Here is a 21,727-nt window from a genome sequence, read left to right as displayed (position 1 = left end):
CCGCAACCCTACCGGCGGGGTCCGACAGCGTCGTCGGACGGCTGTGCTCGGCCCCGGCCGGGCACCCGCCACGACCGGTCGCGCAGACCGTAGACGACGATCACCGCGACCGCGACCGCCACCAGGATCAGGTTGTACGGCTGCACCGTGAAGCACCAGTACCAGTGCCCGCGGGGCCGCATGAACAGGCCCGTCAGCTGCGCGTCCGGCACGCTTTCGTTGACGTACCAGATCGCGTGCGAGATGTACCGGCGCCACGGAAAGGCCAGCAGGAAGCCGCCGACGATCCCGGCGCCGACCAGTCCCCGGGCCAGCACGCCGGGCAGGGTGAGCAGCAGGTGGAGTGCGACGATCAGCAACGGCAGCAGCCAGACCCAGTGATGGCCCCAGGCGACCGGCGACACGGCGCAGGAGGTCATGCCGACCAGGCTGAGCGCGAGGAGTTCCTGCCCGTGCCGGTGCGCGAGGACGGCCGCCCCGAGGCCGAGGAGCGCGACCAGCCCGGCCAGGACCAGCCAGGCGAGAGTGCTCGGGGTGTCGGTGTGCCCCAGATTGGCCAGCGCACCGCGGATCGACTGGTTCCCGGTGGTCTGCGGGGCGGCGACGCGGTCGGCGTCGAACAGTGTGCCCGTCCAGTAGTCCCACGAGTCGCGCGGCAGGACCGCGAAGCCGACGGCGATGGTCGCCGCGAAGCCGCCGGCCAGCGTCGCCGCGGCCTTCCACTGCCGGATCGCCACCAGGTAGACGGCGAAGAGGAGCGGGGTCAGCTTGATCCCGGCCGCCAGGCCGGTGCCGGCGCCGCGGAGCACCGATTTCTCGTCGCGCAGCAGATCCCAGAGGATGAGGAGCATCAGGAAGACGTTGATCTGCCCGAACCAGATGGTGCTGCGCACCGGTTCCAGCAGCGTCGAGATGATCACCAGGCTCGCCGCGATACCGCGCAACCGCCACGTCGACCGGTGTCCGAGGCTGCGGAAGCCGAGCATGATGACCCCGTAGAGCGCGGCGAAGATGCCGATCACCCAGACGGTGTGCGCGGCCTGCGCCGACATCCACGCGAACGGGATCAGGAACGGGATCGAGATCGGCGCGTAGGTGTAATCCATCTGGCCGAGGAGTTTGACCCGGTAGAGGGGCTCACCGTCGAGCACGGCCCGCGCGCCGGCGCGGTAGACATCGAGGTCGAGCTGGTAGTCGAACAGGCCCCAGCGCGGGGTGGTGAACGGGATGATCGCGTTCTGCGCCCAGATCGCCAGCGCGGCGAGGATCCCGAAGAGCACCAGCAGCGGCGTCGACCTCTCGAGCTTCACCGGTCCTCCCGACCACTCACCCCCACATCACTCCGGCCTGCCCCGCGCGGCGCGGGCCGCGATCAGGCCTCGTCGAGCAGCTTCTCCGTGGCGGCCAGCAGCGCGCAGGTCGCGACGCCGTCCATCGCCGTCGCCAGCTCGTCGATCGGCGGGAACGTCGGCGCGAGGCGGATGTTCTTGTCGTCCGGGTCGTTCTTGTACGGGAACGTGGCGCCGGCGCCGGTCAGCGCGATACCGGCGTCCTTCGCCAGCTGCACGGTCCGGGTCGCGGTGCCGTCGATCACGTCGAGGCTGATGAAGTAGCCGCCCTCGGGCTCGGTCCAGCCGGCGATCTTGGCCTCGGCGAGCCGGTCCTCGAGGATGTCGAGCACGAGCTTGAACTTGGGCGCGAGCAGTTCCCGGTGACGGGCCATGTGGGCGCGGACACCGTCGGCGTCGCGCAGGAATTGCAGGTGGCGGAGCTGATTCAGCTTGTCCGGGCCGATCGTGGCGATGGTCGCGTGGCCCAGGTACCAGTCCAGATTGGCCTTCGACGACCCGAAGAACGACACGCCGGCCCCGGCGAAGGTGATCTTGCTGGTGGAGCCGAAGACGTAGACGCGGTTCGGGTGACCCGCCTCGGCGGCGAGGTCGAGGATCGGCAGCGGCCGCGGCGCCTCGTCGAGCAGGGTGTGCACCGCGTAGGCGTTGTCCCAGTAGATGCGGAAGTCCGGCGCGGCCGTCGGCATCGCGACCAGACGACGGGCGACGTCCTCGCTGACGGTGTAGCCGGTCGGGTTGGAGTAGGTGGGGACCACCCACATGCCCTTGATCGACGGGTCCACGGCGACCAGCGCCGCACACGCGTCGACGTCGGGCCCGTCCGGGTTCATCGGGACGTTGATCATCTCGATGCCGTAGGTCTGGGTGATCGAGAAGTGCCTGTCGTACCCGGGGACCGGGCACAGGAACTTGACCGGGCCGGGCTCGGCGGACCACGGCCGCTCCGAATCCGGAGTGCCGGTGAGCAGCGCGAAGACCGTGAGGTCGTGCATGATCTGCAGGCTCGCGTTGTTCTGGGCGACGATCCGGTCGGTGCCGGTGCCCAGCAGCTCACCGAAGATCTCGCGGATGCCCGGCAGGCCGACGTTGCCGCCGTAGTTGCGGCAGTCGGTGCCGTCCGGACTCACGTGGTTGCCCTCGCCCGGGAGCGACAGGAGCGGTTCGGAGAGGTCGAGCTGATCCGGGGCCGGCTTGCCGCGCGTGAGATCGAGCTTGAGCCCGGCCGCGCAGAGCGCCTCGTACCGCTTCCGCAGGTCCGCCTGGGTGTCGCGCAGCTGGTCAGCACTCATCGAGTGAAAGTTCAACGCGGAACCTCTTCGGCATACCTGGCGGTCATGAAAGATTAGAGGACCCCGCGCACCCGAGAGAGCCCGTTGACCCTTGCTGCCTTCCGGCCCTGGGGGAGTTCACAGGATGCACGCCGCGCGGGATCCGTCGACCAGTGTAGCGGGTGATGGCATGCGCGCTGAATCGACCATCGCTGCAATGGTCGAACGGCCGGCCGACGTGTACGGCCGGCCATTCGGACCACGGCGGGCTCAGCCGGCCCGCACGGCGGCCTCGATGCGCGCACCGAGGTCCGCGTCGATGTTCTTCCAGTACTCGAAGGCGCGGGCCAGGACCGGCTCGGTCACCCCGGCGAGGAGATGGCCCGCCGTGTTCGACACCAGTCGTTCGCGAGCGGCGTCGTCGAGCACGTCCCGGACCAGCGTTCCGGCCTGACCCCAGTCATCGTCGTCGCGGTGAGGTTCGTAGGCGCTGCGCAGGATCTCGCCGTCGGCGGCCCACTGCGGTTCCGCGCGGCCCGGATAGTCCGCGACCGGGCCGCCCTTCGAGTTGGGGGCGTACACCGGGTCGTGCACCGGGTCGATCCGCATCGCACCGTCCTTGGAGTAGGAGTGCACCTCGCTGCGCGGCCGGTTCACCGGGATCTGCTGGTAGTTGGCGCCGATCCGGGCGCGGTGGGCGTCCGGATAGGAGAAGACGCGGCCCAGGAGCATCTTGTCCGGGCTGAAGCCGATCCCGGGCACCACGTCGCTCGGCGCGAACGCGGCCTGCTCGATCTGCGTGTGATGGTCCACCGGGTTGGTGTGCAGCGTCATCCGGCCGACCTCGACCAGCGGATAGTCGCCGTGCGGCCACACCTTGGTCAGGTCGAACGGGTTGAACCGGTACGTCTTCGCGTCGTCGAACGGCATCAGCTGCACGTGCAGCGTCCAGCTCGGATGATCCCCGGCCGCGATCGACTCGAACAGATCCCGCGTGTAGTGGTCGGGATCGGTCATCGTGAACTTCGCGGCCTCGTCGTCGGTGAGACATTCGACGCCCTGGTCGGTCTTGAAGTGGTACTTGACCCAATGCTTGACGCCGTCCGCGTTGACCCACAGGTAGGTGTGCGAGCTGTACCCGTTCATGTGCCGCCACGTGGACGGGGTGCCACGATCACCCATCAGCCAGGTCACCTGGTGCGCGCTCTCCGGCGAGAGCGTCCAGAAATCCCACTGCATGTCGTGATCGCGGAGGTTGTTGTCGGCGCGGCGCTTCTGCGACCGGATGAAGTGCTGGAACTTCAGCGGATCCCGGATGAAGAAGACCGGCGTGTTGTTGCCGACCATGTCGTAGTTGCCCTGGTCGGTGTAGAACTTCAGGGCGAAGCCACGCGGGTCGCGCCAGGTGTCGGGACTCCCCCGCTCGCCCGCGACCGACGAGAACCGCGCCACCATCTCGGTCTTCCGGCCGGGCTGGAGGAAGTCCGCGCAGGTGAACGCGGAGACGTCGTGCGTGGTCTCGAAGGTGCCGAAGGCACCGCTGCCCTTCGCGTGCGGCTGGCGTTCCGGGATGCGTTCCCGGTTGAACTGCGCCATCTGCTCGATCAGATAGTGGTCGTGCAAGACGATCGGACCGCTCGGCCCGACGGTGAGCGAATACTCGTCGCTGCCCGCGGGCGCTCCGGCGTCATTGGTCGTGAACGGACGTTCCGACATGGCTGGCCACCTCCCGATGGTCGGCTCTGACGGGGCTGTGGAGAGGACCCGGAGCCGGCAGGCCCCCTGCATCGCACCCTACGCGCGGCGGCGGAGTCCGGCAGAAGTGCGAAATCAGATGTCGAGGAGCTCTTCGTGGAAGCCGCCGAACGAGCGAGTCGGGTCGACGAGGTGGACCTCGAGGATCCAGTGGCAGACGCGGCCCTGCGTGTCGAGCCGCCGCATCGGGAGGTGTGAGCCGGGCGCCACGTAACTGTCGATCTCGCGGCCGTCGATCTTCTCGTGTGGGAACTCACCGACGAAGTGGCCCGCGATGGCACCGCCGAAGTGCCATCCGGCGTCCTCGCTGATCGCGACGACGTAGTCGAACAGTTCCTGGCCGGTGATGTCCGGGGTCGTGTGGAAGTGGTCGCGGGCGCGCCGCCACAGGACGGGGAGGTCGCGGCGGATCGCGAGCTTCACCGGGTCGTCGCCGAGGACATAGGTGCGGCCGAAATCGGCCTCCCAGTCCTCGAAGATCGGCCCGAAGTCCGCGAACGCGATGTCGTCGGCGGCGATGACACGGTCCGGCGGATTCTCCCGCGCGGTGTTCAGCGTGTTGGGGCCGGCGCGGACGATCCGCTTGTGCCAGTGCTTGGTGAGCCCGAACATGTCGTTCGCGAGATCCCGGATCTCGTCGGACACCGCCCGCTCCCCGACTCCCGCGCGGATCAGTCCGCGCGCGGCGATCTCGTCGAAGAGCCGTTCGGCCTTGGCCTGCGCGTCGTGCAGACCGGCGACGCGTGCCGCTTCGTCGGTGGGCGAGGACATGTCTTCAGGCTAGTCGCCGGACCGTCGAGCGCGAGCCCTACAGCGCGAGCCCGACGGCGAGCACGATCAGCGCCAGCAACGGAAGCCCGCCCTGCCGGATCGCCGCACCTCTGTGTTCGGCGGACGACAGGAACAGTGCCGCCGCCGCGGCCGCCATCGATCCGACGCCGGTGAACACCAGCGTCGCGCCGATCGCCTGCTCACCGCACCCGGCGACGATGATGCCGGCGAACACCGCGAGTGCCAGGAACAGGTTGTAGAAACCCTGGTTGAAGGCCAGCGACTTGGTCGACGCCGCTTCCTCCGCCGTGGTGCCGAAGACCTTCCGCGCCTGCGGCCCCTCCCACGCGATCGATTCCAGATAGAAGATGAAGACGTGCAGTCCGGCGGCGAGCGCGGCCAGGACATAGCCGATGACGATCAGAAAGGTCATGGGCGACATCATCGCGTATAACGAGGGCACTGGGCTCGAGAGGCGGAGGACTCGAGAGACGGAGGACAGGGGACTCGAAACCCTGAGGGCTGTGATCCGTCCCGGGATTTCCGGAGGGTTCGTCCCAAGGGAGGATGAATCTCATGGCAGCAGGCTCGAAGACGTACTCGGCGGAGTTGACCACCCGAACCTGAGAGGAACCTGGGCCGGCTCAGCGTCACGTCCCCGGTGTCTGCGGGCCGTCGTCGCTTTGCCGAGGACTGTCACAGGAGCGGGCTATCGTGAACCCGTGAGCGAATCCCCAGCACTCCTCGACCGTGTAGAGGCCCGACGGCTTGAAATTCAGTCGGAGCTGAACCCGCAGGCGCAGGCGCGACTCGGGCAGCATCTCACCAACGCTCACACTGCCGAGTTCATGGCCGGGATGCTCCGCCTCCCCTCGACCGGCACCTACCGTCTGCTCGATCCTGGCGCTGGCTCCGGTGCGCTGACCGCCGCCGTGGTGGCCCGGGTCCTGGCGGAAGCAACTGACCTTCATCTCAACGTGACCGTGGTCGAAGCCGACTCGGCCATGCTCCCCGCGCTCCGCGAGACCGTCACCGAGTGCGAACGCGCGGCCGTAGACGCCGGAGTCGAGTTCACCGCAACGGTCATCGAGGGTAGTTACATCGACACCGCTGAGGGGTTCGATCCCTTCGACGCCGTGATCCAGAATCCGCCGTACGCGAAGCTCCCGGCCAAGTCGCCGGATCGCCTCGCGACAGCCCGGCAAACCGTGGACTGCCCCAACATTTACGCCGCGTTCATCGCCCTGTCGGTCGCGGCACTGCGCCCCGGTGGACAACTGGTGGCGATCACGCCGAGGTCGTTCACGAACGGCACCTATTTCGCCAAGTTCCGCCAATGGCTGCTGCCGCAGACCGCGTTCGACACCATCCACATCTTCGACTCCCGCAACTCGGTGTTCGCCGACTCAGGCGTACTGCAAGAGACGATCATCTACTCGATGACCCGGACCGACCAGCCCCTGGCCACCGCGACCCTCTCGATCTCACGTGACCACCGCGATGCGGTCAGCCACCGAGAGGTCGACTACACCGAGATCATCCACCCCGGTGACCGGCAACTGTACGTCCGCATCCCCTCCAGCCCAGAGGACGCGGACCTCGTGGCACAGATGTCGGCGTTGCCCTGTTCCCTGGCGGACCTCGGGATCAGGGTCAGCACCGGGCGGGTCGTCGACTTCCGCAGCCGTGACCAACTGCTCGCCGTGCCGTACGACGAGCACTACCCGATGGTGTACCCCGCCAACATCTCTCACGGCGTCCTCACGCATCCGAAGAAGACCGGCAAGCCGCAGTGGTTCTCGGTCACCTGCGCCGAGGATCGGCGGTGGTTGGTCCCCGAGGGCATTTACACGCTCGTCAAGCGGTTCTCGGCGAAGGAAGAGACGCGCCGCCTGGTCGCGAGTGTGTGGAGTCCCGCCGAGCAGGGTGAGGGACCGGTCGCGTTCGACAACAAGCTCAACTACTTCCACGTCAACGGCAAGGGCCTCGACGCAGACTTGGCGATGGGTCTGGCGGTCTGGCTCAACTCCGAGCCGGTGGACCGCTACTTCCGGACCTTCTCCGGGCATACCCAGGTGAATGCGACTGACCTGCGCGGGATGCGCTGGCCGACAGCAACGGTACTGCGGGACTTGGGCGCGGGACGTACCGAACTCCCCGACACCGGCACCATCGACCGTCTCGTGGCCGCCGTGATCGCCGCTGAGCAGGAGACCGCCGCGTGAGCGCGATCGACCTCCGGATCGAGGAAGCGCGAGACCTACTGCGGTCCTTCGGATTCGACAAGGGACGGTGCAACGAGCGCGCCGCCCGCGTCCTGCTCGCCATGCTGGGCATGACACCCGAGAGCCCGTGGTCCGCCGCTCGACAGGACGCGCTGCCGACCTTCGAGATCATGGAGCGAATCCGGCAGCACTGGGGAATGGACTACAAGCCGAACACCCGAGAGACGATCCGTCGGCAGACGCTCCACCAGTTCATCCAAGCGGGATTCGCGGTCCTCAACGCCGACGACCCGGCGCGTCCCGTCAACTCCAAGGACAACAACTACCGGATCAGCGACGAGGCTCTGGACGTGATCCTGCTCTACGGCACCGACGGCTTCGTACTCGCACTGACCGAGTACCTGGTGAAGCAGCCGAGCCTGGTGGAGATGTTCGCCGCCGCGAGGAACATGGAGCGTATCCCGGTGACGCTGCCCGATGGCACGCCGCTGACGCTCAGCCCAGGCGGCCAGAACCCGCTGATCGCGGCGATGATCACCGACTTCTGCGCCCAGTACGTCCCCGGCGGTGAGGTCTTGTACGTCGGCGATGCCGACGCGAAGCTGGCACATTTCGCCGAGGATCGCCTCGCCGAGTTGGGAGTCACCGTCGATCACCACGGCAAGCTCCCCGACCTGGTGGTCTACCAGCCGAGCAAGGACTGGCTGTTCCTCATGGAAGCCGCGAGCACTCACGGCCCGATCGACGCCAAGCGCCATCACGAACTCGCGGCCTTATTCGCCGACTGCACCGCCGGACTCGTCTACGTCTCGTGCTTCCCGGACCGTGCAACCATGCGAAAGTTCCTCGCCGACCTGGCCTGGGAAACCGAGGTCTGGCTCGCCGACGACCCCAGCCACATGATCCACCTCAACGGCGAACGGTTCCTGGGGCCGTACGAGTGACCACCGCAGAAGCATGACGACTGTGAAGCCTGCCCGGACCCAGGTGGCGAGCTATGCAGCTTCGGCGGTCGCAGCTGGCCTGGCCATCGTGCTGGCGGTCGTCGCTATCCGCTCAGAACGCAGTGCTGCTTGGTGAGCCCGACCATGTCGTTCGCGAGATCCCGGATCTCGTCGGACACCGCCCGCTCCCCGACTCCCGCGCGGATCAGTCCGCGCGCGGCGATCTCGTCGAAGAGCCGTTCGGCCTTGGTCTGCGCGTCGTGCAGACCGGCGACGCGTGCCGCTTCGTCGATCGCGGGCTGTGGCATGTCGTCGACACTAGCGCGCCGGTTGCCAACGCGGTCCGGCTCACGTAGACCGAGAAGGCACCCGGCCGTCGTCTCGCGAGGGACCCGAGCGGATCGGGTCCACGGATGACGAGAGGAACGCCGATGGCGACCGGCGTGACCAGCCCGGAGCGGACGGCACCACCGCGCGCCCGGCTGCTCTCGGACGCGGCCGGAGCCGTCACCCGCGGCCGTCCGGTGGTGATCATCGGTACGGCCGGCATCGGCAAGACGGAGTTCGCTCGGGCGCTCGCCCGCAGTGTTCGGCGCCCCATCGTCTGGGTGCTGGGCGACGAGAAGTCCACGGCCGCACCGCTCGCCGCGGTCTCGGCGTGCGTCGAGTCGTCCCCGGATCCCGGATCCGTCCCGTCCGGGCCCGCCGAGACGATGGCCTCGGCCGCGCTGTGCTCCCGGATCGAGGCCACCGGCGCCCTCCTCGTCGTCGACGGCGCCGAGCATCTCGACGACGCCTCCGCCCGCGTCGTGGCCGGGCTGATACCGCGGCTGCCCGGTCGCGTCGTCGCGCTGAGCAACGGTCAGGCCCTCGGCCCCGCGCTGTACGCCGCCCTGCGGACGGCCGACGCACAGATCGTCGACGTGCCACCGCTGACTCTGGACGAGACCGCCGCGCTGATCGGCGATCTCCGGCACCACCGGCCGGACCTCGCCGAAGCGATGCGCATCCACCGGGCGGCCGACGGGAATCCGCGGCATGTCCGGCACCTGGCGAGCTCGGCGCAGCGCCCGCCCGGGTCTGCGACGGAACTCGAGTACCTGGCCGCGGCGGTTCTCGCGGCGGCCACCGCGCCCGAGCGAGACCTGCTCGGTTTCCTCGCCGTCGCCAGCCCGCTGTCGTTGCCGGTGCTCGGCGCGCTCGGACTCGCGGACGCGGTCGACGCCGCCGCCGGACGGCTGGTGACGGTCGACGGCGGTCTCGTCCGCTCAGCGCACGGTGTGCCCGACCCGGTCATCGCCGGCCGGCTGGGCGTGCTGCACCTGCTCCGCCTCACCGAGCGGCTGGTCGACGCACTGGACCGCGACGGACGATCGCCGGCCGACCTCCTCCATCGGGCCCGCCTGGCCGACTGGCCCGCGGGCGAGCCGGCCGAGGGGCGGCTCGCGGCGACACTCATCGGCGACCTCCTCGACGACCGTCTCGCCGACGCGCTGACCGGTGCGCGGTCGCTCCGCGCCACCGGACCCGCGTCCGCGATCGCGGCGTACACGGAGGCCGAGATCCTGCGCCGGCTGGGCGAGGGTCGTCGTCCGCGGATCCTCGCGCGCGCGGCCCTCACCGACGGCACCCCCGAGAGCCCGCTGACCGAGGCCGCCCTGCGGCACACCCTGGTGGCCGCCGATGTCGCGTTCGGCAGCCTCGACGAGGCGGCCGCCGACGCCCGGCCGCCATCCGGGCCGGCACCGCAGCCCGATCTGGTGCTCGCGTACTCGTGCTTCACCGCGGCACTGCCCGAGATCGCCCGCGGCGCGTTCGCCGAGGCAGGACGGCGGCTCGACGCCGCGCTGGAACTCGCCGCGGAGGACCGCACGGGTATCGCCTGCGCCGCGGCGGCCGAACTGGCCGCGGTGCGCATGATGCTCGGCGACCCGACCGCGGTGGAGCGGGCCGTCGCCCGAGCACGAGCATCCGCCGTAGACGCGGTCTCGGCGGCCGCACTCCACCTGTGCGAGGCGTTCGCGACGGCGTGCCGCGGACAGTCGACGCGACCCCGGCAACTGTTCCGGTCGGCCGCCCGGACCGCCCGGAACGGCGGGCACGTCGCCGACGCCTTCATCGCCCTCACCTGGGCGGTCCGGTTCGGGGACCGGGCCGCCGCCGAGCTGATCACCGACCCCGCGCTGCGGTGCGAGGGTCCCGCCGCGCGCACGGTCGTCGCACAAGCGGTGGCCCTGCGGTCGCGCGACGGCGACGCCCTGATCCGCGCCGCGGAGGGATACGCGCGACTCGGCCTGTCCGCGCACGCCGCCGACGCGCTGGCGCAGGGCATGATCGCTCTCCGCGCCGCGGGCCACTCGGTCGCCGCGAACGCCTTGCGCGGTCGACTCGACGACCTCGTCGCGGCCTGCGACGGCATCACCTCACCGGCCATCCGGGTGGCCGTCACCGGCGCCGTCCTCACCGACCGCGAAGCCGAGGTCCTCGCCATGACGGCCCTGGGCGGGACCCGCCGCGCGGTCGGCGAAGCCCTCGGGATCCTCCCCACCTCGGTGAGTGCCTACCTGGTGCGGGCACACCAGAAGATCGACGCCGCCGGATCCCGGTGAATCCCGCCGATCCGGCGGACGGCCGGCCCGGGATACGCCACCATGTCCCCTGTGACGACCCGGCCGGCTTCAGCGGCGACACTGCGCGATCTGCAACGGGCGCAGGCCCTGGCACGCGCGGACGGTGACGCCGACCTGAGCCGGGGCTGCGTGATCCTCGGCGCCGCCCGCTCGGGCAAGACGACCGTGCTCGATCAGTTCGCGTCCGCCCATCCCGGTCCCGTCGTGCGACTGCTCGCGGCCGCGGGCGGGGCCGATCGGGTGATCGGCGACGTCGTCGGCGAACTACCGGACGGCCGGTCGTGGCGCGCCGCGCTGGCCGAGTATCTCCGGGTCCTGGACGCGCGCGCCGCCGTCGTCGTCGACGACGCCCATCTGCTGTCCGACGACGCCGCGGCCGCCGTCCAGGCGATCGCCGTGCACCACGGCGTGCCGGTCTTCCTCGCCTGCGCACCCGCTCGTCCGGGGTCGGCGGCGCCCACCGCCATCACCATGCTGTGGAAAGACGGTCATGTGCCGCCGCGGATATTGCGGGACCTGTCGTTCGACGACGCCGTGTCGTACCTGCGGGTCGCGCTCGGCCGCGAACCGTCACCCCGCGCCGTCGCGATCCTGCTGCGCTGGGCCGGCCGCGATGCAGCCGCCTTCGCCCGCACCGTCGACGCGTCGATCACCGCCGGGTGGTGGCGCGACCGTCACGGTGTCGCGGTGCTGACGGAACGGCCGCGGCTGACACCCGAACTGCGCGCGGAGGTCGGTGACCGGATCTCGCGGCTGCCGGACGGCGTGCGCCGCGTGCTCGACGTGCTGTCGGTGGCGGACGGCATCGCGGACGAGGCGACGCAGGGCTGGGTGCCCACTGCGGCGGTGGCGTCCCTCTGCTCGATCGACGATCTGATCGCCGGCGAACAGTTCGCGGTGATCGAAGCCGACGACTGCCACGTCCGCCTGCGAGAGCCGACCCTCGCCGCGTGGGCGCGCGACGAGGGACCCCGGATCGTTTCCGGGCAGCGGTCCGCGCATCTCGCCGCCGCGATCGCCGACTGCACCCTGCCGACCGCCGGCCGCGACGCCGCCCTCGTCCTCGCGGGCGAGCTGAGTGCACGCTCGGCGGCACCGGATCCGGATCTCATCCGGCGGGGTGCGCAGGCAGCGTTGACGATCGGCGAACCCGGGACGGCGCTACGGCTCGCCGAGGACGCGACGGCATCGGCCGCGCCGCGGGCCGGCAGCTGGGCGGAGATCCACGAGATGAATCTGACCGAGCGCCGCGCCGCCGACCCCGAGCCGCCCACCCCGGCGACGGTCACGTCCGCGACCGTCGCGGTGGAACTGGGCCGGTGGTCCCGCGGCGGGCCCGCCGAACTCGGGCCACCCGCGCCGGAGGCCGCCGAACTCGTGCGCGCCCGGGCGGCCGTCGACCCGCGGTTCGGTGCGTGGTCGGCGATCGTGCACGGCCTCGCACTCGCCGCGCGCGGCGAGGTCGGCGCCGTGCGGGCGCTCCTGTCGGAGGCGCGGGCACTGCCCGTCGACGATGCCCTGCTCACGATGTACCCCGACGGGCTCGAGGTGGTCCTCGCCCAGCTCCTCGGCGAGACCCGCAGCGCATGCGAATCGGCCGACCTCCTCGTCGAACGTCATGCGGACGCGGTCGATCGGGTGTCGGCCATCGCCCGGCTCATCGCGGGCATCGCCTATGTCGAGGCCGGCCGGTACACGGCGGCGACCCGCGCGCTGCACGGCACGTCGAGCGTCCTGACCCAGCAGATGGGTTTGCAGCTGGCGCACGGGACGACGCTGCAGATCGCCGCGATGCAGCGTGGGGACCCGGGTGACACAACCGCCGATCCACCCGTCACCGGGCGGACCGACGTCCTCCTCGGGGTCGGCACCACCACGGCCGCCTGGCGGCTCGTCGCCGCGGGCCGTGTTCCCGAAGCCGTCGGCCTGCTCCACGACACGGCCCGGCAGGCGCTGGCCCAGGAAGCGATTCTGGTCGCCGCACTCTTCCTCGAGACCGCCGTCCGATTCGGCACCCGCGAACAGGCGATCGTCCCCGACGAGCTGCGTGAACTCGGCGACGCCCCCGACGCGTTGACCCGGATCACGCGTCTGGTCCGGTACGCCGACGCCTGGCACCTCGGCGACGGTGCCGCCCTCACCCGGATCGCCGACGAGTACGAGGCGGCCGGAGCCCTACCGCTCGCGGCGGACGTCGCCGCCCAGGGTGCGTGCCTGTTGCATTCCGCCGGTGAGAAGCACGCAGCAGAGAGCGCGGTACGGACAGCGCATCGTCTGGTCTGGCAGTTGGGCTCACTGCACTCGCCCGCCCAGTCGTTGCCGATGGGTGGACCGGCCGCCGTGACCGGCCGGGAGGCCGAGGTCCTCGCACTCGTGGCCGAATCGCTGTCGACTCAGGAGATCGCGGCCCGGCTCGGGGTATCCGCGCGCACCGTCGAGGGCCATGTCCTGCGCGCGAGCGCCAAGCTCGGTGCCCACTCCCGCGGTGCGGCCGCCGAACTCTGGCGGACCCGATCCGCGGGCCGGGACAGGTAGTCGGGCACCGACGGCAGGTAGGGACATGCATAGACCTCGGGGCTGCCGCTGGGCACGGTGAAGGGATCACCTGAGGAGGTAAGCCATGCGTGCTGTACGGAAGAACCGCGCCCGTCTCCTGGCCGCCGCGGCGGGGATCAGTGTGGCGCTGTGGTCGGGTCACGGCATCGCGCAGGCGGAACCGGAGGAGCCCGTCACGGCCGGAGCGGGATCGGGGTCCTCAGAGACCGGCGGGCAGGCCGGGGGAACCTCCGCCGCGGATGCCGGGAACACCGGCACCGACGGGGGTTCGGACGGCGTCCAAAGCGCCGACGACACCCCGGGCTCGGGCGATACTCAGCAATCCGGCGACACCCAGGGCGCCGGCGGCACACAGGGGTCGGGCAGCGGGCAGGCGCCGACCGCGCCGGACACCGACGACGAGCAGTCCGGTGCCGAGCCGAGCCTGGGCGATGGGCTCGACGGGCAGGACGGCGGTTCATCGGCCGATCTGGGGACCGGACGGCACCGCGCACCGCGCGCACCCGATTCGGGTGCCGCACCGACGGTGCCCGACACGGTCGGCGCGATCGGTACGGGCGGCCTGGACCGGATGAACGGGGCGGAATTCTCGGCGGACGGCTCCGGGCCGCGCGACATCGGCGCCGGCGGACGTCACCGGCGAACGATGACCGCTCCCCTGCACGTCGCCGCAGCGCCGCCCGGAGTCACCGCACTCACCGCCGACGCCCCGGTGGCAGCGTCCACGATCACTCCGACCGCGACGCCGGCCGAGGCGACCGCGCCGATCGCTCCGGCGGGCAACCCGCTGGGCTTGCTCGCGCTCTTCGGGCTGCCGGCGTCGGGCGCCCCGGGGACCCCGGCCGGCGAGACTCCGCTGGCCTGGACGATGCTGTGGTTCGCCCGGCAGCGTCCGGGCGCCGGACCGTTCGCCCCGGTACCGCAGCAGTACTCGGCCCTCAGCTCACCGACCGCGTCGTCGTTGATGCTCGACACGGCACCGGCCGACGACCTGATGCTGCTGTTCTATCTGCCGATGCATCAACTGGCGCAAGCCTGGATCGCCAGCCCGATCGGAATGGTGGTCGATGACGCCATCAATACGGCGGCCGGCCGGCTCATCATCGGCAACGGCGCCGACGGCACCGCCGCGCATCCGGACGGCGGCGACGGCGGCCTGCTCTTCGGTGACGGCGGCGACGCCTACCTCGGCGGCCGCGGCGGCGACGCCGGACTGTTCGGCGATGGCGGGGCCGGCGGGGCAGGGGCGGACGCCGTCCTTGCCGGAGCGGACGGGGCGACCGGCGGGACCGGCGGCGACGGCGGCGCACTGATCGGTCTCGGCGGGACCGGCGGCGCGGGCGGCAGCGGCACGGCCGGTGCCGACGGCGACGACGGCGCAACCGCCGGGGCGGCGGGCGGGACCGGGCTGACCGGCGGAGCGGGTGGAACCGGCGGCGCCGGCGGCGCGGCCGGCCTGTTCGGCCGCGGCGGCGCGGGCGGAACCGGCGGGACGGGGGGCACCGGAGGCACGGGCGGCACCGGCATCGACGGGGCCGCGGCGGTGGCGGCGGGCCAGGCCGGGGCCGCGGGCGGCCGCGGTGGCGACGGCGGAGTCGGCGGCATCGGCGGTGCGGGTGGCGCGGGTGGAACCGGCGGCTGGTTCGCCGGAACGGGCTCGACCGGGTCCGGCGGGACCGGTGGGACCGGCGGTGCCGCCGGGACCCCGGGTGACGGTGGCGCGGGCGCCGACGGCGACGCGTCGTTCCGCGATGGCGGGGCCGGGGGCCACGGCGGCGACACCGGGATCGCCGGTGCCGGTGGTGCGGGCGGCAGCGGCTCGGTGACCGGGGCGGCGGGAACACGCGGAGCGTCGATCATGACGATCGTCGGCAACGGCGGCGCGGGCGGCAGCGGCTACGACGGCGTACTTGCCGGGCAGGCAGGCGGTTCTGGCGGTGCCGGCGGTGACGGCGGAAGTAACGGCGACGGCGGCGCGGGCGGCATCGGCGGTGACGGTTACGCGGGTGCGGCAGGCGCGGACGGCAACGCGGCCGGGAAGTCCGGCGCGACCGGGCAGACCGGCGGTGCAGGTGGAGCCGGCGGACGCGGCGGCCAGGGCGGATCGGTGATGGGCGACGGCGGCGCGGGCGGACACGGCGGTCACGGCGCCGATGGCGGGACCGGCGGCACCGGGCAGACCGGTGAGGTCGGGTTCGCCGGGCGCAACGAGAACGCGGGCCAGGCCGGCGGCGACGGCGGGGACGGAGGAATCGGCGGTGCGGGTGGCGCCGGCGGAGACGGAGGCACGATCGCCGCGGGCGGCGCCGGGCACGCCGGTCGCAACGGGGACGGCGGCGACGGCGGCACGGGCGGCCGGGGCGGAACCCCCGGGGACGGTGGCGCCGGCACCGACGGGACCATCGACAACCCGAACGGCGGGCGGGGCGGGGACGGCGGCGAAGCCGGCCACGCCGGTCACGGCGGGGCGGCCGGAACAGCGGGCACCACCGCGGGCGGCGCGGGCGAGGACGGACAGGTCGGCACCGACGGCCCGGAATTCACCGGCCAGGCAGGGAACGGCGGCAAGGGCGGTGACGGCCACACCGCGGCGGCGATGACCCAGCATGACGGAAACGGCGGCGCGGGCGGCGCGGGCGGCAACGGCGGCTCACGCGGCAACGGCGGCGCGGGCGGAAACGGTGGCGGCGGGGCGGCCGGAGACAACGGCGCCGACGGCCTCGCATCCGGCCAGCCGGGAACGTCCGGCACCCGCGGCGGCAACGGCGGCGCCGGCGGCGCGGGCGGCCTCGGCGGATCGATCATCGGTGACGGCGGCGACGGCGGGCTGGGCGGCAACGGCGGGCTCGGCGGTGACGGCGGCGACGGGAAGAACGGTAACGACGGGTTCGGTTCATCGACCGACTTCATGACGGGGCGCGACGGTGGTGACGGCGGCGACGGCGCGGACGGCGGTACCGGCGGGAACGGCGGCTCCGGCGGCGCGGTCGCGGCCGGCGGCGCAGGCCACATCGGTGCCAACGGCAACGGCGGCAACGGCGGCGCGGGCGGTGCCGCGGGCGCACCGGGCGACGGCGGCGACGGGGCGAACGGCACCCTCGGCCACGCCGACGGGGGCAACGGCGGCGACGGCGGCGACCCCGGCAACGCGGGACACGGCGGCTGGGCCGGTTCGCCGGGCAGCACCGTCGGTGGTCTCGGGGTGAGCGGCCGCAACGGCGATGACGGCGCCGACTACCTGATCGCTGGCGGCAACGGCGGTCGGGGCGGCACCGGTCTCAGCGCGTTCATCGCCGGTGAGGACGGCGGCCGCGGCGGCGACGGCGGCGACGGCGGCCGCAACGGCGACGGGGGCGCGGGCGGCGACGGCGGCAACGGGAAGAAGGGGGACGACGGCGCGTCGTGGACGACCTCGGTCTCCGACGGGCAGAACGGCGGCAGCGGAGGAGACGGCGGCAACGGCGGGCGGGGCGGCATACTGGCCGCCAACACCGGCGGCGCTGGTGGTCGCGGCGGTGACGGCAGCGATGGCGGGCAGGGCGGCCTGGGCGCGGCGGGCGCGTACAGCGCCCGGTTCGACGGGCGCGATGGCGGCGACGGCGTGGACGGCGGCAGCGGCGGGAACGCCGGCAGCGGCGGGAACGGCGGGAACGGCGGCGGCCTGACCGGCGACAACCCGTTGGGCACCCGGGGCGCGAACGGCGACGGCGGCAACGGCGGCCGGGGCGGCGACGGCGGGAACGGCGGGGACGCGGGCAGCGGCAGTCGGGGATTCGGCCGCAACGCCGGGTTGAACGCCTGGGAGCTGCCAGACTACGCGGGGACCGACGGCCAGAACGGTGGTGACGCCGGGGCGGCCGGTCGCGGCGGCGACGGCGGCACCGGTGGCGATGCCGGGCAGGCGGGCACCGGCGGTCTGGAGGGTACTGGTTCCGGCGGCACGAACGGCAACGGCGGGACCGGCGGCGACGGCGGCCGGGGCGGGAGCGGCGGTTACGGCGGCTGGGGCTTCAACGGCGCCGACGCGGACGTCGACAGCACGCACCTCAATGGGGGTGACGGGGGCAACGGCGGCATGTCCAGCGACGGCGGCGCCGGTGGGCACGGCGGCACCGCGGGTGTCGGCGGCTCCGGCGGCAGCGACGGGAGCGACGGCGCGAAGGGCGCCGATAACACCGCCGCAGTCTACGGCGGAAACGGCGGCAACGGCGGCGTCGGAGCGGCCGGACAGCAGGGTGGAGCGGGCGGCAAAGGCGGCAACGCCGGAACCTACGGCGACGGCGGAAACGGCGGCAACGGCGGCCAAGGCGGAACCGGAGCCACCGGCGTGAATCCACCACCCAGTAGCGCGACGGTCTACCCGGTAGACGGCGCCGACCGTTCCACCGACACACTATGGGGAACCGCGACCGGGGGCGCCGGGTCGAACGGCTGGCTGGCCGGTATGAACGGTGGTAATGGTGGGGACGCATATTCCCTCCAGGGGCCGGCGCACGGCGGCGCGGGCGGGAACGGATACGACGGCGAGTTCCGCGGCACCGGCGGTAAGGGCGGGGACGGTGGCGACGCCCGGAGCGACACCGCTGACTCATTTCCTTTCCTGGGCGACGCTGCCATCGGCGGCCGGGGCGGCAACGGCGGTCCCGGCGGCACCGGAACCAAGGGCGGCACCGGCGGCACCGGCGGTGCCGGCGGCGCAGGCGGCAACGGCGGTCTGCTGGGCGGTAACGCGGGCAACGGTGGAGCCGGTGGTGCGGGCGGCACCGGCGGCACTGGCGCCCAGGGCTACTCGGGCGGCGCAGGCGGCAACGGCGGCAGAGGCTACATCGGCGGTGTCCCGCGGGGGCCGATCACCAGCATCACCGACGGCGGCGACGGCGGCGACGGCGGACAGGGCGGCACCGGCGGGGCCGGCGGCAACGGTGGCAACGGCGGGGTCGGTGGCAACGGCGGTATCGCCGTCAGCGGCGCCGGCAACAACGGCACCGGCGGCGACGGCGGGGCCGAAGGCGGAGCAGGCTCAGGCGGACAGGGCGGTCTGGGCGGAGCAGGCGGCACCGGAGGGTCGGCCGGCACCCACCCCGGCCAGAACGGATCGGACGGCGACCGCGGCGCCACCGGTAGCGACGGACAAGCCGGTCATCCGGGAGCGGACGGCGTCACGCCCGTGTAACAGCACCTGCGCCGCGCCGGGGAGATGGGGCGGGTTCCTGCGGTCCTCTCCGAGTGCCGGATTCCGTCCCACCACTCGCTTTCCGTTCCACCCGCCGGAATAGTGCGACGGGACGAACGGAATCCAGGTGGTTCAACGGAGATCGGGTGGTGGGACGGAATCCGGCTCGGGTCCTGTTCGATCGATGGGGCGGAGGATAGGGGACTCCGTCGCTCCGCTCCTCCTCGAATCGCTGTGCTCGCAGATTCGTCGCTGGATAGGGGAACCGTCGCCGCTCGTTCCTCGCGGCTCCTCCCGAATCCGCCGTACCCAAATGCAAATGAGAAGGCCCCCACCCTCGTACCTCGGGTGGGGGCCTTCTCATTTGCGGAGGATAGGGGATTCGAACCCCTGAGGGCTGTTAACCCAACCCGCGTTCCAGGCGAGCGCCATAGGCCACTAGGCGAATCCTCCAGGCGTAACGATGGTAGCCGCTGGTCGCGCACGACCCAAACCGGCCACCCGAGCGACGATGCGCGGGGAGCGTCGGGCCGGCGACTTCGCTGTGGCCCACTCGGCCGATTGGGCCACGACGAACCGACCGGGCGACGCCTACTGAATCAGTGGGCGGGAACTACGACGGGGCGGGGGCGTCGTCGTTCGACGGGCCTGGGCCGCGGTGCAATCTGGCCCTGATCCACGCGGACAGCTTGCTGTCGTTCTCGGGCGGCGGTTCCTGACCGGGCCGCCACGAGCAGGCCGTCACGGCGAACGCGACGGTCGGTACCGCGATCAGACCGCCGACGATCCCGGCGAGCATGAGGCCGATCGCGATCACCAGGATCACCGCGACGGGGTGCAGCTTGACCGAGTGGCCGAGGATGAACGGCTGCAGCACGTGCCCCTCGAAGGCCATCACGAAGATCAGCAGGCCGACGACGATGAGCGCGTTGACCCAGCCCTGGGTGGTGAGGGCGACCAGCACGGCGAGCGTGCCCGCCACGAACGAACCCACGATCGGGATGAACGACCCCAGGAAGATGATCACGACCAGCGGCAACACCATGGGCACCCCGAGGATCGCCAGGCCGATGCCGATCACGCCCGCGTCGACGGCGGCGACGAAGACGGTGGCTCGGGTGTAGGCCTCCAGGCTGCCGAAACCGGCGATCCCGCTGCCGCGGACCTGTTCACGACTTCCGGCCGGCACCATCCGGGTGACGTAGTTCCACATGGCGCGGCCGTCGTACAGGAAGAAGATCAGCAAGAAGATCGTGAGCGCCGCCCCGGTGAGCACCCGGCTGCCGAAGGCCGCGGTGCCCAGCGCGTGATTGGCGAGCGTGGCCTCGTGCGACTTGGCCCAGCCGGTGATCTCCTCGGCGAGCGCGCGGATGTGGGCGTCGTCGAGGTGCAGGGGGCTGTCGACCAGCCATTGCCGCGTCTGGTCGACGGTCTTGGTGAACTCCGACAGCAGTTGCGGCCCGCCGGACACCCCCTGCTGCACGGCGAAGGCCAGCAGCCCGAGCACCACGACGATGGTGAGCACGACCGCGGTCAGCACCGCCACCACGCGGGGCACGCCCTTGCGGTGCGCCCAGTCCACCGGCTGGCGCAGGAACGCGGTGAACAGCAGCGCGAGGGCGACCGGGAAAAGGACGTCCTCGAACCGTTTGAACAGCCAGCCGAGGACGACGATGCCGACGCCGATCACCAGCAGCCGCCACGTCCAGGCCGCCGTGGCGCGCACGCCCGGGGAGACCTTGGCGTCGTCCTCCTCGCGGATCGTCAGGATGCGATCCCGCCACTTGCTCTCATCACTCACGAGTCGAGCCTAAACCGCGTCGCGACAGACCCGGCGAATCGCCGCCCGCCCGCGCCGAAGACGGCACAACCTGACGGCTCGGCGGCTCAGAACAGCAGATTCACCGGCGACGCCGCACCGTGCGAGAGCAGTCCGAGCAGCGCCGGGGTGACGCCGGGCCGGAAGGTCGCGGCGATGCCGGTGACGTTCTCGCCGCGGCTCAGCCGGGCGAGCTGGGCCGCACCGAGACGCAGATCGGCGACGTCGATCCGGCGCAGCGCATCGGTGCCGTTCTGGTCGGTGGTCGACGTCCGCATGCTGAGCACCGCCCGGCCCCCGGTCACCCGGATGATCGGGTCGGCGAGCGCGATCTCATACAGGTGGAAGCGGGTGTACGCGACCACCGTGCCGGTGTAGCGCAGTTCGCCGCGGCCGTTCCGGACGGTGTTCGACGTCAGCTCGTACGACAGCACGCCGCGCTTGTCGACGGCCGCCCCCTTCTTGCCGACGACGGCGCCCTGCGTGCGCTGCGCGAACGTCGAGTAGAAGTTCGGCGAGTACGCCCAGACGAGGTTGCGCACGGCCGGCTTCGGGGTGCCCCGGCCCGGCGCGGTGGAGTAGTTGATCGGGACGAAGCGCTCCTGCGCGGCGTTGACCGCGTCGGCCGCACCGTAGGTGTAGATGCCCCAGCGGCCGTTCGCGGGCGCATCCTTCGGGGTGGTCAGCGTGATCTTCGCGGTGAAGGTGCCGTCCCGGTGCAGCGGGACGGCCTGCTGGCGCACCGTGCGGCGCAGGTCGAACGGGGTGTTCGGGATGCGGCCGAGCGCGTCGTCGGAGATGGCCCACTTGGTCTGCGAGCGGTCCAGGGCGCGCGACGACTCCGGCGCCCCCTGCGACGGCCGCCAGTGCGGGCTGAACTTTCCGAAGGCGACGAAGGTGCCGTGCGGGACGCCGGGCGGCACCGGGACGGGCAGCCCGGAGGTGTTGGCGTTCGGGTCGAACCCGGTGCCCCTGACCACGACCGTGTCGCCCGGATGCAGGAGTGTGTTCCCCACCGGGGTCACACCGTCGGCGAGATACACCGTGATGGCGGGCGCTTTCGGGGCGGCGTGCGCGGGGGCGCCCAGCACGACTCCCGCGACGGCGGTGCACAGCGCGAGCAGGCTGACGAGGACGAACCGAGCGAGCTTCATGAGGGCAGCCTAACCGATGTTATGAAGGAGCGAACAGGGGCCTTGGTCCGGTAAATCCGCTGCCGATTTCTTCAAGATCC

At 72.0% G+C, this 21,727-nt stretch carries 13 protein-coding genes, 1 tRNA gene and 1 other RNA gene; 5 read left to right on the top strand and 10 right to left on the bottom strand.

From position 1 onward, the window contains the following. Positions 1 to 8: 8 nt before the first annotated feature. The 6 genes from MYK68_RS01455 to MYK68_RS01430 form a co-directional block, all read right to left on the bottom strand. Positions 9 to 1,310, bottom strand: a complete 1,302-nt coding sequence (locus MYK68_RS01455) for a glycosyltransferase 87 family protein (protein WP_247865884.1) — start codon at positions 1,308 to 1,310, stop codon at positions 9 to 11. 62 nt (positions 1,311 to 1,372) lie between these two features. Beyond that, on the bottom strand, positions 1,373 to 2,656 hold the full coding sequence (locus MYK68_RS01450) for an aspartate aminotransferase type Ic (RefSeq protein WP_247865883.1): 1,284 nt from the start codon (positions 2,654 to 2,656) through the stop codon (positions 1,373 to 1,375). A gap of 37 nt (positions 2,657 to 2,693) precedes the next feature. After that, an RNA gene (ffs, locus tag MYK68_RS01445) (signal recognition particle sRNA small type) lies at positions 2,694 to 2,788 on the bottom strand. 102 nt (positions 2,789 to 2,890) lie between these two features. After that, positions 2,891 to 4,336, bottom strand: coding sequence for a catalase (locus tag MYK68_RS01440; protein ID WP_247865882.1), 1,446 nt, complete (start codon positions 4,334 to 4,336; stop codon positions 2,891 to 2,893). A 114-nt stretch (positions 4,337 to 4,450) separates the two neighbouring features. Continuing rightward, a complete protein-coding gene (locus MYK68_RS01435; RefSeq protein ID WP_247865880.1) occupies positions 4,451 to 5,146 on the bottom strand; it encodes a M24 family metallopeptidase in 696 nt (231 codons plus the stop codon). 37 nt (positions 5,147 to 5,183) lie between these two features. Then, positions 5,184 to 5,570: a DUF1304 domain-containing protein gene (locus MYK68_RS01430; RefSeq protein WP_247868146.1), complete on the bottom strand. Its 387-nt coding sequence runs from the start codon at positions 5,568 to 5,570 to the stop codon at positions 5,184 to 5,186. On the opposite strand from MYK68_RS01430, the gene MYK68_RS01425 reads away from it, so the two are divergent. Beyond that, positions 5,560 to 7,371, top strand: a complete 1,812-nt coding sequence (locus MYK68_RS01425) for an Eco57I restriction-modification methylase domain-containing protein (protein WP_247865878.1) — start codon at positions 5,560 to 5,562, stop codon at positions 7,369 to 7,371. The two genes, MYK68_RS01430 and MYK68_RS01425, sit on opposite strands and share 11 nt — an antisense overlap. Further along, positions 7,368 to 8,315, top strand: coding sequence for a BsuBI/PstI family type II restriction endonuclease (locus tag MYK68_RS01420; RefSeq protein WP_247865877.1), 948 nt, complete (start codon positions 7,368 to 7,370; stop codon positions 8,313 to 8,315). The genes MYK68_RS01425 and MYK68_RS01420 overlap by 4 nt, the downstream gene beginning before the upstream one ends. 104 nt (positions 8,316 to 8,419) lie before the next feature. Here MYK68_RS01420 and MYK68_RS01415 read toward each other — a convergent pair whose 3' ends face one another. Further along, positions 8,420 to 8,623 (bottom strand): hypothetical protein, encoded by a 204-nt coding sequence (locus MYK68_RS01415; protein WP_349306151.1) that lies wholly within the window; start codon positions 8,621 to 8,623, stop codon positions 8,420 to 8,422. 123 nt (positions 8,624 to 8,746) lie between these two features. Between MYK68_RS01415 and MYK68_RS01410 the strand changes: the two genes are divergently transcribed. The 3 genes from MYK68_RS01410 (at position 8,747) to MYK68_RS20725 (ending at position 18,674) form a co-directional block, all read left to right on the top strand. Next, entirely contained in the window at positions 8,747 to 10,924 is a 2,178-nt protein-coding gene (locus MYK68_RS01410; RefSeq protein ID WP_247865874.1) for a LuxR C-terminal-related transcriptional regulator, read from the top strand. Positions 10,925 to 10,975: 51 nt separating this feature from the next. After that, positions 10,976 to 13,480, top strand: a complete 2,505-nt coding sequence (locus MYK68_RS01405) for a LuxR C-terminal-related transcriptional regulator (protein WP_247865872.1) — start codon at positions 10,976 to 10,978, stop codon at positions 13,478 to 13,480. Between the two features lie 85 nt (positions 13,481 to 13,565). Next, complete coding sequence (locus MYK68_RS20725; RefSeq protein WP_283255260.1) at positions 13,566 to 18,674, top strand: PE family protein; 5,109 nt, start codon at positions 13,566 to 13,568, stop codon at positions 18,672 to 18,674. Between the two features lie 367 nt (positions 18,675 to 19,041). Here MYK68_RS20725 and MYK68_RS01385 read toward each other — a convergent pair. The 3 genes from MYK68_RS01385 to MYK68_RS01375 all read right to left on the bottom strand — a co-directional run bounded on the left by MYK68_RS01385 (position 19,042) and on the right by MYK68_RS01375 (position 21,647). Then, positions 19,042 to 19,127 (bottom strand) — tRNA-Ser (locus MYK68_RS01385). Between the two features lie 160 nt (positions 19,128 to 19,287). Then, entirely contained in the window at positions 19,288 to 20,475 is a 1,188-nt protein-coding gene (locus tag MYK68_RS01380; RefSeq protein WP_247865869.1) for an AI-2E family transporter, read from the bottom strand. 86 nt (positions 20,476 to 20,561) lie between these two features. Further along, complete coding sequence (locus tag MYK68_RS01375; protein ID WP_247865868.1) at positions 20,562 to 21,647, bottom strand: HtaA domain-containing protein; 1,086 nt, start codon at positions 21,645 to 21,647, stop codon at positions 20,562 to 20,564. Between the last annotated feature and the right edge of the window lie 80 nt (positions 21,648 to 21,727).

This window comes from Gordonia sp. PP30 (assembly GCF_023100845.1).
Taxonomy (GTDB): Bacteria; Actinomycetota; Actinomycetes; order Mycobacteriales; family Mycobacteriaceae; genus Gordonia.
The sequence above is the reverse complement of the archived record's forward strand: the minus strand, read 5'-3'. Positions and strand labels throughout refer to the sequence as shown.

What these genes read in the sequence shown, in the direction of transcription:
- MYK68_RS20725 (WP_283255260.1), top strand. Translation starts at nt 13,566, where the DNA reads ATGCGTGCTGTACGGAAGAACCGCGCCCGTCTCCTGGCCGCCGCGGCG.
- MYK68_RS01415 (WP_349306151.1), bottom strand. Translation starts at nt 8,623, where the DNA reads ATGCCACAGCCCGCGATCGACGAAGCGGCACGCGTCGCCGGTCTGCAC.
- MYK68_RS01375 (WP_247865868.1), bottom strand. Translation starts at nt 21,647, where the DNA reads ATGAAGCTCGCTCGGTTCGTCCTCGTCAGCCTGCTCGCGCTGTGCACC.
- MYK68_RS01435 (WP_247865880.1), bottom strand. Translation starts at nt 5,146, where the DNA reads ATGTCCTCGCCCACCGACGAAGCGGCACGCGTCGCCGGTCTGCACGAC.
- MYK68_RS01410 (WP_247865874.1), top strand. Translation starts at nt 8,747, where the DNA reads ATGGCGACCGGCGTGACCAGCCCGGAGCGGACGGCACCACCGCGCGCC.
- MYK68_RS01440 (WP_247865882.1), bottom strand. Translation starts at nt 4,336, where the DNA reads ATGTCGGAACGTCCGTTCACGACCAATGACGCCGGAGCGCCCGCGGGC.
- MYK68_RS01425 (WP_247865878.1), top strand. Translation starts at nt 5,560, where the DNA reads ATGACGATCAGAAAGGTCATGGGCGACATCATCGCGTATAACGAGGGC.